The sequence below is a fragment of the Hydrogenophaga sp. genome, from assembly GCF_030373245.1.
GTDB lineage: Bacteria > Pseudomonadota > Gammaproteobacteria > Burkholderiales > Burkholderiaceae_C > Hydrogenophaga.
Genome location: NZ_JAUCZF010000001.1, coordinates 208,049 through 222,091, shown reverse-complemented (window position 1 = coordinate 222,091; position 14,043 = coordinate 208,049). Strand labels below are relative to the sequence as shown.

General features: G+C 64.3%; 13 protein-coding genes. 1 reads left to right on the top strand and 12 read right to left on the bottom strand.

Annotated elements, in window-relative coordinates:
• The 6 genes from QUV25_RS01125 to QUV25_RS01100 form a co-directional block, all read right to left on the bottom strand.
• Entirely contained in the window at positions 1 to 303 is a 303-nt protein-coding gene (locus QUV25_RS01125) for a 2Fe-2S iron-sulfur cluster binding domain-containing protein (RefSeq protein ID WP_300860700.1), read from the bottom strand.
• A gap of 128 nt (positions 304 to 431) precedes the next feature.
• Positions 432 to 1,100 carry a TetR/AcrR family transcriptional regulator gene (locus QUV25_RS01120; protein WP_300860699.1) on the bottom strand — a complete coding sequence of 223 codons (669 nt, stop codon included), beginning with the start codon at positions 1,098 to 1,100 and terminating at the stop codon, positions 432 to 434.
• A 40-nt stretch (positions 1,101 to 1,140) separates the two neighbouring features.
• Entirely contained in the window at positions 1,141 to 1,575 is a 435-nt protein-coding gene (locus QUV25_RS01115; RefSeq protein ID WP_300860698.1) for a VOC family protein, read from the bottom strand.
• The gene (locus QUV25_RS01110; RefSeq protein ID WP_300860697.1) at positions 1,572 to 2,552 is read right to left on the bottom strand and encodes a 2-oxoglutarate and iron-dependent oxygenase domain-containing protein; all 981 of its coding nucleotides are present in this window, start codon (positions 2,550 to 2,552) and stop codon (positions 1,572 to 1,574) included. The genes QUV25_RS01115 and QUV25_RS01110 overlap by 4 nt, the downstream gene beginning before the upstream one ends.
• Before the next feature lie 19 nt (positions 2,553 to 2,571).
• A complete protein-coding gene (locus tag QUV25_RS01105) occupies positions 2,572 to 3,600 on the bottom strand; it encodes an ABC transporter substrate-binding protein (protein ID WP_300860696.1) in 1,029 nt (342 codons plus the stop codon).
• A 79-nt stretch (positions 3,601 to 3,679) separates the two neighbouring features.
• Positions 3,680 to 5,059 carry an amidohydrolase family protein gene (locus tag QUV25_RS01100; RefSeq protein ID WP_300860695.1) on the bottom strand — a complete coding sequence of 460 codons (1,380 nt, stop codon included), beginning with the start codon at positions 5,057 to 5,059 and terminating at the stop codon, positions 3,680 to 3,682.
• Positions 5,060 to 5,448: 389 nt separating this feature from the next.
• On the opposite strand from QUV25_RS01100, the gene QUV25_RS01095 reads away from it, so the two are divergent.
• Entirely contained in the window at positions 5,449 to 6,468 is a 1,020-nt protein-coding gene (locus tag QUV25_RS01095; RefSeq protein ID WP_300860694.1) for an aromatic ring-hydroxylating dioxygenase subunit alpha, read from the top strand.
• A gap of 63 nt (positions 6,469 to 6,531) precedes the next feature.
• Here QUV25_RS01095 and QUV25_RS01090 read toward each other — a convergent pair whose 3' ends face one another.
• The 6 genes from QUV25_RS01090 to QUV25_RS01065 all read right to left on the bottom strand — a co-directional run bounded on the left by QUV25_RS01090 (position 6,532) and on the right by QUV25_RS01065 (position 14,042).
• The gene (locus QUV25_RS01090) at positions 6,532 to 7,008 is read right to left on the bottom strand and encodes a nucleoside deaminase (RefSeq protein ID WP_300860693.1); all 477 of its coding nucleotides are present in this window, start codon (positions 7,006 to 7,008) and stop codon (positions 6,532 to 6,534) included.
• Between the two features lie 129 nt (positions 7,009 to 7,137).
• Positions 7,138 to 7,902 (bottom strand): ABC transporter permease, encoded by a 765-nt coding sequence (locus QUV25_RS01085; RefSeq protein WP_300860692.1) that lies wholly within the window; start codon positions 7,900 to 7,902, stop codon positions 7,138 to 7,140.
• 16 nt (positions 7,903 to 7,918) lie between these two features.
• Positions 7,919 to 8,761, bottom strand: a complete 843-nt coding sequence (locus QUV25_RS01080; protein WP_300860691.1) for an ABC transporter ATP-binding protein — start codon at positions 8,759 to 8,761, stop codon at positions 7,919 to 7,921.
• 68 nt (positions 8,762 to 8,829) lie between these two features.
• On the bottom strand, positions 8,830 to 9,861 hold the full coding sequence (locus QUV25_RS01075; protein ID WP_300860690.1) for an ABC transporter substrate-binding protein: 1,032 nt from the start codon (positions 9,859 to 9,861) through the stop codon (positions 8,830 to 8,832).
• 361 nt (positions 9,862 to 10,222) lie between these two features.
• Positions 10,223 to 11,572, bottom strand: a complete 1,350-nt coding sequence (locus tag QUV25_RS01070) for a nucleobase:cation symporter-2 family protein (protein WP_300860689.1) — start codon at positions 11,570 to 11,572, stop codon at positions 10,223 to 10,225.
• 172 nt (positions 11,573 to 11,744) lie between these two features.
• Entirely contained in the window at positions 11,745 to 14,042 is a 2,298-nt protein-coding gene (locus QUV25_RS01065; RefSeq protein WP_300860688.1) for an NADP-dependent malic enzyme, read from the bottom strand.
• Position 14,043 lies beyond the last annotated feature (1 nt).

Sequence of the window (14,043 nt, the reverse complement as noted above, 5' to 3'; positions counted from 1 at the left end):
TCACAGGTCCAGGGTGAGCCGATCGCTGTGGCTTCGCGCACAGCAGATCGCCAGCTGACTGCGGCGCTCATCGGCACCCAGGCAGCTGTCGCGGTGTTCAGGGTCACCGGCCAGCCAGGTCGTGACGCAGGTGCCGCAGACACCTTGCTCACACAGCGTCTCGACCTGAACGCCCGCCAGTTGCAGCACGTCGGTGATGCTCTCGTTGGCACCCACGGTCAACTCGGTGCCACGCCGAGCCAGAACCACGGTGAAGGCGCGGTCAAGGCGGGTCGTGGGCGCGGTGGCGGCGAGTGCTGGCATCGTTGGCAGAAAAGTTTGAACAGTTGGTCAAACTCAAGCAAGCCTTGTGCCAATGGCGTTGGGCCGCCCCTCGGGCCGGCTGGGTGCACCAACGCACCGAGGTGAGGAAGCGGCGGACCCGACCCGCCTCAGTCTGGTGCCAGCCCGCAGCCCAGGAGCACGAAGTTGGTGAGCTCGCGGGCGATGGGCTCCCGGTCCAGGGTTTGGTCGGGCGCCAGGCCCAGCATGACCTGCACCTGCACACCGTAGTCGGCATAGTGCTGGGTCATGCCCCAGATCTGCATCAGCAGCAGTCTGGCGTCGAGCGAACGCATCCGGCCTTCGGCCATCCAGCGGTTGATCACCACCACCTTCTGCTGGGTGGACTTCACCGCCACTGGCCAGTACCGGCCCAGGTTGCGCCCGCCGCCCAGCACCTCGCTGGTGAAGATGCGCGAGAGCCCCGGGTTGTCCAGCGCGTAGTCCAGCTTCTTGCGCACGTAGTGGCTCAGCACCTGCTTCGGGTCGTCGCTTTCGATGTCAAACGCGAACGCGCTGGACCAGCCGTTGAGCACCGAATACAGCAGGTCTTCATACAGTTCTTCCTTGCTGCTGATGTAGTAGTGCAGGTGTGGCTTGGTGAGACCAGCGCGTTCAGCAATGGCCTTGGTGGAAGCGCCCTTGAACCCATGCCGGCTGAACTCCGCGATGGCGGCTTCGCGGATGGCCGCCAGCATGCGTTCGCGCCCGGGCTTGCCTCGGCCGGTCAGGTTGTCGGCGAGGTTTTCGGACAGGGTGTCGTCTTCCGGTGTGGTCATGGCCGAAGGATAGCGCGCGTGTTCCGGCGACCAGTCCGCATCAGTGCGGCAGTTGCAGGGCAGGCGCGGTCAGGCCAGGTGGCAGCTCGCCCGCGCTCAACCGGAACACATGGTCTTCCGGGTCGCACAGCACCGCCTGCCATTCACCGTAGTAGGTGGCGTAAGGTCCCTTGATCACGCGCCCACCCAGTGGCTGCACACGCGCCGTGGCTTCGCTCACAGCGGCCGCGCTGTCCAGCATGAATGTGGCGTAGGCGGTGACATCGCCCGGCGTGCCCACAGCGGGTGCGCGGCCACTCAGGTTCAGCAGGTCGTAGGCCGCAGGCGCATGGAAGCCGAACTGGAAGCTGGGCGAGGCCAGCGCGCAGTAGATGGGCGAGCGGCTGTGCGTGGCTTCTTCCAGGCCCAGCAGAGCCTGGTAAAAGCGAAGTTGCTGCGCGATGTCGTGGCAGAACAGATTGACATAGAGCTTCATGCGACCTCGGTCTGCTCGGTGGTTTGTTTCAAGCTGTAGGTCCTCTGGTACATCTCGTTGAGATGTTCACCGGCGGTGCAAGGCGGGTACTTCGGCGCTTCGCCGGGCGCCACCGTGCCGGGCACCGCTTCAATGCGCGCGAAGAATTCCGGCTCGTAGAAAAAGGGGATGGAATAGCGCGGCGCGCCGCCGGAATGCAGGTTGCGCACGCGGTGCGGGTTGGAGTGGTAGAGGCCGTTGGTCCAACGCGGAATCATGTCGCCCAGGTTGACCACGAAGCAACCTTCAATGGGTGTGGCCGGTACCCAACTGCCATCGGGCATCTGCACCTCCAGGCCGCCGTGGGCGTCCTGCGCCAGCACTGTCACGGCGCCCCAGTCGGTGTGCGCACCGGCACCAAAGGTGCGCTCGTCCGCGCCTTCCGGGTGGGCCGGGTAGCGCGCCATGCGCAGCGTGACCATCGGGTCCTTGCAGGCAGCATCGAAGTGGTCTTCCGGCAGTCCCAGCGACAGCGCCAGCAACTGCATCAGCCGCAGCGACAGTGCGTTCATGGTGTCGATGTACGCCTCGCAGATGGCTTGCGCATGTGGCAGCTCTTCGGGCCACTGGCTGGGGCCGTAGGTCTGGTGGCCGGCCAGCACATAGGGGTGATCGGCGGGCCAGTTCATACCGCAGTAGAAGCTCTCCTTCAGGTCAGGCCTGGCACTGGCGTCCAGCGTCTGCGCGCCCAGCGCTTCAAAGCCACGCATGATGGGCGAGTGCTGGATGGACAGCGCCTCGCGCCGCTCCAGCGGCAGCTCCATCAGTTCGCGGGCGATGCTGAACTGGCGCGCCACCACCTCGGCCGGCACCCCATGGTGACGAACATAGAAGAAGCCCGCGCTCATGGCCGCCGCGCGCAGTTGCTGCGCCACTTCGGCAGAGCGCGGGCCACCGGGCGCCAGCGCGCCGCTCAGGTCGATGACGGGTATGCCCATGGTGCGTGGCTCCCTGCGTTCAGGTCTTGAGCCGGCGCTCGACGGCTGTGGGCAGGAACTGGTCCGTCCAGAACTCGGCCACGGTGGGCGAGCTCTTGAGGTTGAAGGCCGCCACGGTTTCGTCTATGGTGCCCTGCAACCGCGCGGTGGTGGCCGCGCCCCAGCCGTTGGCCTGGGTGTCGGGCGTCTTCATGGTGCCGTCCACGATCAGCTTCAGCCGCTCGAATTCCAGGGTTTCATTCGCCAGCGGCTCGCGTGCCTTCACGGCGGCCGCGCCCGCTTTGGGGTCCGCGATGCATTCGATCCAGCCGCGCGTGCTGGCCTTCACGAAGGCCTTGAGCACGTCGGGGCTTTTGCTCATCACCTTCGGGTTGGCCACCAGGCCGTTGCCATACGACTTCATGCCGTGGTCCGAGAACCGGAACACCGTGAGCTGCTCCGGACCCATGCCGCGGGACTGCAGGTTTAGCAGGCCGGTGAAGAAGAAGTAGGCCACCGCGTCAAAGTCGCCTTTGACGAAACGCGTGTCGCCAATGTCGGGGGTGGCGTTCTCCCACTTCACGCCGCTGGGGTCGAAGCCCTGCGCCTTGGCAAACACCGGGAACAGCTTGCGCGACGCATTGAAAGGCTGACCCAGGATGGACTTCCCCGCTAGGTCGGCGGGCTTCTTGATCGGGCCGTCCTTGCGCACTATCACCGCGTTCGGGTTCAGGTCGTACTGCATGGCCACCGCCTTGAGTGCCACCTGCGGGTTGGCCAGGTTGAACTCAATCATCGAAGACAGGTCGGCAGACGCGGCGTCGTAGGCGCCGCCACCCACCAGGCTGATGGCGGCCGCCGAGCCGTTGCCGGTGTCGATGGTCACGTCCACGCCCGCGTCCTTGTAGTAGCCACGCTGCTGCGCCAGCAGGAAGCCGGCACCTGATGCCTCCACCTTCCAGCCCAGGTTGAACTTGAACTCCTGCAGCGAACCTTGCGCACGCACAAACGGCGACACGGCCAGCAACGATGCGGCGCCAGAGGCGCAGAGGAGGGAACGGCGTTTCATGGAACAAGTCTCCTTTCAGAGGAAGGAACCTGCCTGGGCAGGGGAGGGGTGGAATAAAAGAAGGGCATGCATGAGCGGTTCAGCCCGCCACGGTTTGTGTGATGTGCTGCACCGCTTCGCGCGCGTGCGCGGCCAGCTGTGCTCGGTCCAGGCCGGGAATCTCCCCGCCCATCAACACGGGCTTTCCGGCCACCCACACGGTGTCGGTTTGCAGCGCGCGGCCGCACAGCACGGGCGCACTGCCGGGGTCGTGCAGACCGATGGCGGCCGCGCTGTCCAGGCGGTAGCTGGCCAGGTCGGCGGCCTGGCCAATCTCCAGCGTGCCAATACCGGGCAGTCCCAGCACATCGGCGCCACCAGCCGTGGCCATGTGCACCACGTCGTCGGTGCTCAGGGCCTCAGGGCCATGGCGCAGCCGGTGCATCATGTAGGCCATGTGCACCTCGCTGAGCATGTCGGCGGCTTCGTTGGAGGCCGCACCGTCCACACCCAGCGACACCTTGCCCCCCAGGCGCAGCAGTTCCACCACTGGCGCCGTGCCCGAACCCAGCCGCGCGTTGCACTGCGGGCAGTGCGCCATGCCGGTGCCGCTCTGCGCCAGCAGGCGCTGCTCGGCTTCTTCCATCCACACCAGGTGGGCGAACCACACGTCCGGCCCCACCCACTCATGCCGTTCCACAAAGGCCAGCGGTGTACAGCCGTACACCTCACTGGTGTGGCGCCCATAGTCGGCCGTTTCAGACAGGTGGCTGTGCATGCGAAGGCCCAGCGAACGCGCAAACCGCGCGATCTCGCGCAACTCATCCGGCCGCACCGACCAGTTCGGCGTGGTGGGTGCCACCACCACGCGGCGCATGGCGTCGGGCGCGGTGTCGTTGAAGCGCGTGGCATCGTCTGCCACGCGGCGGAAAAACAGGTCCAGCGGTTCGGGTGCAATTTGTGGCGAAGGAGTGGCATCAATCTGCCGAACCTGCGTGGCCAGTCCCCGGCACACCACCATGCGCAGGCCCAGCTTGTCGGCTTCGTCGAACACCACGGCCGTGGGGTCGAAGGGCATGTCCGGGTAGTGGTGGTACTGGTGGTCGGCCACCGTGGTGCAGCCAGACGCCAGCAGTTCGCTCAGGCCCACCCGCACCGCCAGGCGGAACAGGGCCTCATGGTCGAACGCACGCCGGTGGCGCACCGGCACCGCCGCCAGCCAGTCGGCCAGGCGCGCATTCAGGCCCGCCGGCACGCCCTTGAGCAGGCTCTGGAACAGGTGGTGGTGGGAGTTCACCCAGCCGGGCGCCAGCACACAGTCTGTGGCGTCATAAACCACCTCGCCTGGCTCGGGCACCAGCGCCCCCATGGCGGCGATCTTGCCGTGACGCACGCGCACATCGCACTGGGGAAGCCGCGCGCGGTCTCCGGGCAGGCCGGTGAGCACGGCGGTGGCGTTCAGAATGAGGCAGTCGTTCATGCCAAGCTGAAACTGCTTGCTCAAGACCTGCGCCCTTGAACCATGGCATGGAACCAGGCAGGCAAATGGGAATGGCTGCGATGCATGAGGTGCTCCAAGGGCGTGCAACTTGTGGCCACCCCCATCTGCCTTGCGGGCAGAAGGGGGCGGTACAAGAGCAATTTCCGGGCACGTGCCACTGGGACACCACGCTGAACGCTTCTACTCTTGCCAGTGATGCACGCAGGAGTCATGCCAGTCCTGGGTCGCCATGGTTCTCCAAAACGGTGCACCGCCATGGCCTGTCTTTTGCTAACATCCAGCGCCAGAGTAGAAGCGTTCACCCTGCACCACGCAGGGCAGGAAATTGCTCTTGAGATCCCTCAAGCCATTTCATTCAGGAGCGTTTCATGCTGGTCACCCAACAGCCCATCTTCCGCAAGCATTGGCATGCCGTCATGCCGCTGTCCCACCTGCAAGACGGCCCCAAGCCCTTTACCCTGCTGGGCGAAAACATCGTGCTCTTCCTGGATGAGCACGGCCAGCCCGCCTCCCTGAAAGACCGCTGCTGCCACCGCACCGCCAAACTCAGCAAAGGCTGGTGCAAGAACGGCAACCTCCAGTGTGGCTATCACGGTTGGGTCTACAACCGCACCGGCCGCGTGATCGAAATTCCCCAGTACGGTGCAGACCGCGAAATCCCCAAGGATTACGGCACGCCGGCCTACCACTGCGTGGCGCGCTACGGCTACGCCTGGGTGGCATTGGAAGATCCAGTGGCCGACATTCCGGTGATCCCGGAATTCGAAGCGGACGGCTGGCGCACCATCTTCCAGTTTTATGAAACCTGGCACACCAGCCCGATGCGCGCGCTGGAAAACTCCTTTGACAACTCGCACTTCAGCTTCGTGCACCGCGCCACTTTTGGCGTGGCAGCATCCCCCAAGCCCAGCAAGTACGAATTGATCGAAAACGAAGCCGGCTTTTACGCCGAGACCGTGATCGACGCGGTGAATCCTGAAAAATTTCACCGCATCAGCGGCGTGCAGGATGCCATCACCCAGCGCCACATGCGCAACGCCTACTTTCAGCCGTTCTCCCGCCGGTTGGACATCGAATACCCCAGCGGTGTGCGCCACGTGATCATCAACGCGTTCACACCCATCGACGATGGCCGCATGCAGCTCTGCCAATGGCTGTTCCGCAACGACACCGAAGCCGATTGCCCCGCGCAGTTGCTGATCGACTTCGACGAAGAAATCACGCGCGAAGACAAGGACATCCTCGAATCCACCGACCCCGACGCAGTGGTGGATTTGCGGCGGCGGGGGGTGGAATACTCGATGGACTCTGACCGGCCCGGCATCCTCATCCGGCGCAAGTTGATGGCAATGTTGTCGGAGGCGGGGGAGGCGGAGGTGCATCGCTGACTTCGCGCCGGCGGAGCCGGACACCCCGGTCACCGTCGGCCGGACTCGCCAGAGAAGTAAAACTCAGCGCGAAGCCCAGAACCCCTGATGAGGCGCCAGCATCTCGGCCTCCAGCTCAGGCACCGGCCCGATCACCTCGATGTGCTTCTGCCCTCTCGCCAACACCTCGCGGCATGGCAATGAGAGTGTCGGGTTCTCCTCATGGCTGCCCGTGAGCGCCAGCAAAGCCTCTTCACTGGCCCCGTACACCACCCGCCCCAAGTTCGCCCAGTACAACGTGCCCGTGCACATCGCACAAGGCTCGAACGTCGTTACCAGCGTGCACCGCGCCAGATACTCGCCCGGCCAGTTGTCCGCTGCGGTGCGCGCCAACGTAGCCTCCGCATGGTTCACCGTGTCGATGTTCCCCTGCTCCGCCAACACCGTCTCACCATCCGGCGCCACCAGCAATGCCCCAAACGGATGCCGCCCCATCGAAGCAGCGCGTCGAGCCACGTCGTTGGCACGGCGAAGATGACGGGTGATCTGATCTAGGTTCATAAAAGGAACATAAAAGCCTAGCGAAGGGCAGTTGGTCCAGGGACACCGTGGAACCGGCTTTGCCGGTTCACAGGTATCGTCCCCCCGCGAAGCAGGGGGGGAAGCGGCGTCAGGCGCTCAGGGGGTTACTTAGTGCTGACTCCCGCGATGTGCCCAACCGGTCGTGTGCTTCTCCACGAAACTGAACAGCTCGTACATCGCCATCGCCATCACCCCCACCACCAGCAGGCCGCTGAAGGCCAGGCCCATCTGCATCGAGCTGCCAGCGGAGATCAGCAGGTAGCCAATGCCTTCGTTGGACGCGGTCATCTCGGACACGGTGGTGCCCACAAAAGCCAGCGTGATCGCGACCTTGAGCGAGCCGAAGAAGTAGGGCATGGAACGGGGCAGGCCGACCTTGGTCAGCACGTCCCAGCGCTTGGCGCCCAACACCCGCAACACATCCTCCAGCTCGGGCTCCAGCGTGGCCAAGCCGGTGGCGATGTTGACCATGATGGGGAAAAAGCTGATCAGGAAGGCGGTCAGAATCGCCGGCCCCACCCCGATGCCGAACCACACCACGAGGATGGGCACAAAGGCAGCCTTGGGCAGGGCGTTGAACGCCGTCATGAGCGGGTACACCGCGGCATAGGCCAGGCGTGAGCTGCCGATCAGAAAACCGAGTAAAACGCCTACCACGATTGCAATGCCAAAGCCGGCCATCGTCACCCAGAAGGTGCGCCAGGCGTGCCCCAGGATGGTGGTCTTGTGTTCCAGCGTCTGTTCCCAGATGCGCGAGGGGCTGGGGAAAATGAATTCCGAGACACCAAAGCCGCGCGTGATCGCTTCCCACAGGGCCACGATGATGATCAGCAGGATCAGGGGCGACCAGCGTTCGAGTTGTTTCTTGGTCATGGTGTTGGGCTCTCTGTCACTGGTTGATCACGGCGCCGGCCTTGCGCATCGCGCCGATGTGCCCGCGCAGTTCGTGCACGATGTCGGTGAATTCCTTGGTGTAGGTCACCTCCAGGTCGCGGGTGCGCGGAATCGGGATCTCGCGCTGAACCACGAAGCGACCCGGGCTGCGGCTCATGCAATACACGGTGTCGGCGAGAAACACCGACTCGCGCAGGTCGTGCGTGACGAGGATGACGTTGAAGCGCTGCGCCTCCCACAGGTCGCGCAGCGTGCACCAGAGCTCTTCGCGGGTGAACGCATCAAGCGCACCAAACGGCTCGTCAAGCAGCAGCATCTTGGGTTCGTGGATCAGGGCGCGGCAGATGCTGGCGCGCTGCTGCATGCCGCCCGAGAGTTCCCAAGGGAACTTGGCTTCCATACCGCCCAGACCCACGCTCTCCAGTAGGCGACCGGCTCGCTCCACGTACTCTTTGCGGCGGTCCTTGAACTGGCTGCGGTAGGGCTCGACGATTTCCAGCGGCAGCAGCACGTTGTCCAGCGTGGTGCGCCAGGGCAGCAGCGAAGGCGCCTGAAAGGCCATGCCCGAAATTTTCAGCGGACCGGTGACCGGCTGGCCATCGATCGTGATCTTGCCCATGCTGGGCATCTTCAGCCCGGTGGTGAGCTTCATGAATGTGGACTTGCCGCAGCCCGAAGGGCCGACGATGGCAATGAACTCGCCCTGCTTGACTTGCAGGTTGATGTCTTCCACCGCAAAAACGTTCTTGGCCTTGAGCTCGTCGTTGTAGGCGAGCCAGACGTCCTTGAAATCGACAAACGGCGTGTCGCTGCGGGGTGCGGTTTCGGTGTCGGGCATGAAGAATCCTGAAAAAAGGCCAGCCGTCCTGCAAGGGGGCTGGCCTGTGGCCTGACCAGGGGAGTGGTTTACTTTTTGGCCGGAGGCAGCACGTTGAGCTCGGCTGCCGTAGGCAGCATGGAGCCATCCCACACGGCCTTGGGGTCGACGCGGGCCTTGGTGCCGTAGGCGTCAGACACCTGCGAAGCCATCAGTGCCAGACGGCCGGGCACGACCTGGCCAAAGCCTTCCTTGCGTGCATCGGGGCTGGCCACGACGGCGTCGATAGCGAGTTGCAGGCGGCGTGTTTCCAGGCCCACGTTGATGATGCCGTCGCGCGCCTTGACCGACTCGATGCCCGTGGTCGGGCTGGCCATGGCCTCTTTGGCGCCCTTTGCAAAAGCGGAGAGGAAGGCCTTGATCGCGGCCGGGTTCTCCTTGATCAGCTTGGGACTGGCGATGATCGCGTTGCCATAGAGCTTCACGCCGTTGTCGGCGTACGGCATCATCACCACGTCGGCCGCAGGCACGCCGCGCGCTTCCAGGTTGAGCAACGAAGTGAAGCCAAAACCGGTGATGGCGTCGATATCACCGCGCACCAGCATGGTTTCGCGCAGTGGCGGGTCCATCGAGGTCCAGGTCACGTTGCTGATGTTGTTGGCCTTCTGGAAAATCGGGAAGGCTTTGCGGCCAGCGTCAAACACTGGTGCGCCCAGTTTCTTGCCATTGAGGTCGGCTGGCTTGGTGATGCCGCTCTTCTTCAGAGCGAGCACGGCGGCGGGCGTGTTGTTGTAGACCATCATCACGGCCACCGGCTTGTTGGGGGCGTCCGGGTTGTTGGCGTGGAATTCCATGAGCGCAGCCATGTCGGCAAAGCCCATGTCATAGGTGCCCGAGGCCACGCGGGTGACGGTGCCGCCCGAGCCGTTGCCCGAGTCGATGGTCACGTCCAGGCCGGCGGCCTTGAAGTAGCCCTTGGCGGCCGGGTGAAGGAACAGAGCGGCAGGGCCCTCGAAGCGCCAGTCGAGCTGGAACTTGATCGCGGTCTGGGCATGGGCGCTGCCAAAGGCTGCGGCTGCGGCCAGTGCAGCGGTGGTCTTGAGGAAGTGGCGCTTGTTCATGAAGGCTCCTGGAAACAGGGAAGGTGAGGAAAAAGGCATCTGGCGGTTGGCGCCATGCACGGGGTTCAGCACAGCCAAGTCAGCAAAAAGGGTGCCAGCTGCCGAGGGCTGAACGACAGCCTGGAGTCGGCCAACGGCTCCTGAATACACAACGTGTATACATATTGTTTGGCGTGTACGGGCCAGCGTCATCATGGCTAACCCTGAATCGGTGCATGGTCTGGGCTCATTTGCACCCAAGTGGTGCGCATGAGCCCAGACCATGGGTCAGCCTGGATGCTTCGTGGTCGGCTCGGCCGCTTCGATGCCAGTCGACGGTGTGCTCAGGGGAGCGCCGCGAGGCGAGCCGCCAGACCTGCTCTCAGTCCAGTTCCTGAGGCAGCAGCAGGTTGAGCACGATGGAGATCACGGCTGCCGGCAGCAGGCCGCTGGTCATCAACACCTGAGCCATCTTGGGCAGGTGCTGCAAGGCGTCGGGCGCCAGCTGCAGGCCCAGGCCGACCGAAAGGGAGATGGCGAAGATCACCATGTTGCGCCGGTTCCAGGTCACGTCGGAGAGCATGCTCACACCGGCCGCAGTGACCATGCCAAACATGATGATCACACCGCCACCCAGCACGGTGATGGGCATGGAGGCGATCACAGCGCCAAACTTCGGGATCAGGCCACAGACGATCAGGAACACGGCGCCCAGTGTGACCACATGGCGGCTCATCACACCCGTCATGGAGATCAGGCCCACGTTCTGGCTGAAGCTGGTGTTCGGCAGGCCACCGAACAGACCGGCAACGGCAGTGCCCAGGCCATCGGCGAAGGTGGCGCCAGAGATCTCCTTGTCGGTGGCTTCGCGCCCGGCGCCGCCCTTGGTGATGCCAGAGACATCACCCACGGTTTCCACCGCAGACACCACGGCCATGAAGCACATGCCGACGATGATGGCCCAGTTGATCTCCCAGCCAAATTTGAACGGCTCGGGCGCGGTGAACCAGGCCGCCGAGGCGATCGGGGCGAAGTTGACCTTGCCCAGCAGCAGGGCGTAGCCGTAGCCCGCGACCAGACCGACCAGCACCGCGGCAACCGACAGCATGCCGCGGGTGAAGAACTTCAGCACCAGCGTCACCACGATCACCACCAGCGCCACGGACCAGTTGACCAGGCTGCCGAACTCAGGCTTGCCCTTGAGCGGGATGCCGCCGGCGGCGTATTCGATGCCCACCTTGACCAGCGCCAGACCGATCATCAGCACGATCAGGCCAGTGACCAGTGGCGGCAGCGCGTGGCGGATACGGCCGATGAAAAAGCCCAGGAAAAAATGGAAGATGCCGCCGATGACGATGCCCGTCATCAAGCCTGCCATGCCCGCCACACCAGCGCCCGCCACGGCCGGAATCATGATCGGGATGAAGGCGAAGCTGGTGCCCTGCACGATGGGCAGGCGGGCGCCGACCGGGCCGAATCCGATGGTCTGCAGCAACGTGGCAATGCCCGCGAGGAACATCGACATCTGGATCATGTAGATCATGTTCGGAAAGTCGGGCGAGTTCGATCCGAACCCGAACCCAGCTGCACCGGCCACGATGATGGCCGGCGTCACGTTGCTCACGAACATGGCCAGCACATGCTGGATGCCCAGCGGAATCGCCTTGCCGAGCGGCGGCGTGTAGTTGGGGTCTTGCAGCTGTTCGCGGGTGCCCAGGCTGTTGTGGTTCATCGATCGCTCCAGTGAAAAGGCGCAGGTCGTGGTGCCTGCGAAAAGTGTATACACATTATGTGTACAGAGAGATAAACCGTTCTGTGGGTAAACCCTGAGAGCGGTCGCCATCTGTCCGATGGCGCAAAAAAAGGGACGCCTGAGCGTCCCTGTGGGTGGTGCGCGTTTGCGTTCAGCGGCGTGCGCCAGCAGCGGCCAGTGCCGTCATGTTGAGCACACGCCGCACCGTGGCCGCCGGTGTGAGGATGTGTGCGGTGGCGGAGCACCCCATGAGCACCGGACCCACCGTCACGCCGCCGCTGGTGGTGGTTTTCAGCACGTTGTAGAGGATGTTGGCCGCGTCCAGATTCGGGCAGATCAGCAGATTGGCCGAGCCGCTGAGCGTGGAGTCGGCGTTGTAGTGGTTGCGGATGTCTTCTTCCAGAGCAGCGTCACCGTGCAGCTCGCCGTCGCACTCGATCTCGGGGTGCTGGGACACGAACAGGTCGCGCGCGTGGCGCATCTTTTTGGCTGAGGCGCGGCGGCTGGAGCCGAAGCTGGAGTGCGACAGAAAGGCGACCTTGGCCGGGATGCCAAAGCGCTGCACCTCCTGCACCGCCATCCAGGCGATCTCGGCAAGCTGCTCGGCGTCGGGGGCTTCGTTCACATAGGTATCGGCCACGAACAGCGGCCCTTTGTCGGTCATCAGCGCATTGACCGCGGCGTAGTTGCTCACGCCCTCGCGTTTGCCCAAGATGCTGTCGATGCGCTCCAGGTGCGTCATGTAGTGGCCGGCCAGGCCGCAGATGAGCGCGTCGGCGTCGCCGAGCGAGACCATGAGCGAACCGATGATGGTGTTGGAGCGGCGCACCGCGGCCTTGGCCACCTCGGGGGTCGCGCCGCTGCGCACCATGAGCTGGTGGTATCGCTCCCAGTACTGGCGAAAGCGCGGATCGTCTTCCGGGTTGCAGTTCTCCACATCCACGCCCAGCCGCATGCGCAACCCGGCCTTTTCGATGCGTGCGGCGATCACGGCCGGGCGTCCGATGAGGATGGGCTTGGCCAGGCGGTCGTCGATGGCCATTTGCGCAGCGCGCAGGGCGCGCTCGTCTTCGCCATCGGCATAGGCCACGCGCTTCTGCGCGTCGGGCATCGCCTTGGCGGCGGTGAAGATGGGCCGCATCAAAATGCCAGTCTGGTAGACGTAGCGACCCAGGCTTTCGATGTACGCCGGCATGTCGGTGATCGGGCGCGTGGCCACGCCCGAGTCGGCCGCAGCCTGTGCCACCGCCGGCGCGATCTTCAGGATCAGGCGCGAATCGAACGGCTTGGGGATCAGGTAGTCAGGCCCAAACACCAGCTCCTGGCCGGCATAAGCGTTGGCCACCTCTTCGCTGGTTTCGCTCTTCACCAGGTCAGCGATCTGGCGCACACAGGCCAGCTTCATTTCTTCGGTGATGCGGGTCGCGCCGCAATCCAGCGCGCCGCGGAAGATGTACGGGAAGCACAGAACGTTGTTGACCTGGTTGGGGTAGTCCGAGCGGCCGGTGGCAATGATGCAGTCGGGCCGCGCGGCCTTGGCCAGTTCGGGGCGGATTTCCGGCTCCGGGTTGGCCAGCGCCAGGATGATGGGCTTGTCGGCCATGGTCTTGACCATGTCCACCGTCATCACACCCGGAGCCGAGCAGCCCAGGAAGACATCAGCACCCTTGACCGCGTCGGCCAGGGTGCGGTCGCTGGTAACGCTGCAATAGCGCTGCTTGGACACATCGAGCTTGCCGGCTTTGGCATCGTCGCGCTCGGTCTGGATCACACCTTTGGAATCGCAGACCACGATGTTCTCGGCCTTCACGCCCAGGCCAACCATCACGTCCAGGCAGGCGATGGCGGCCGCCCCCGCGCCCGAGACGGCGATCTTGACCGCGCCAATGTCTTTGCCCACCAGCTCCAGCCCGTTGAGCAGGGCGGCGCTGGAGATGATGGCGGTGCCGTGCTGGTCGTCGTGGAACACCGGGATGTTCATGCGCTCGCGCAGCTTCTTCTCGATGTAAAAACACTCGGGCGCTTTGATGTCTTCGAGGTTGATGCCACCCAATGTCGGTTCGAGCGCGGCGATGATTTCGACCAGTTTGTCCGGGTCCTTCTCGGCCAGCTCGATGTCGAACACGTCGATGCCGGCGAACTTCTTGAACAGGCAGCCCTTGCCTTCCATCACCGGCTTGGAGGCCAGTGGGCCGATGTCCCCCAGGCCGAGCACAGCCGTGCCGTTGGTGATGACGCCCACCAGATTGCCGCGTGAGGTGTATTCGGCGGCCAGCGACGGGTCGGCCTCGATCGCCAGACAGGGGTAGGCCACGCCAGGCGAATAGGCCAGCGACAGATCGCGCTGGTTGGACAGCGGCTTGGTCGGGACGACCTTGATCTTGCCCTTGCTGGGTGAGCGGTGGTATTCGAGCGCGGCGTCGCGCAGGGCTTCTTCGGCTGGGGTCATG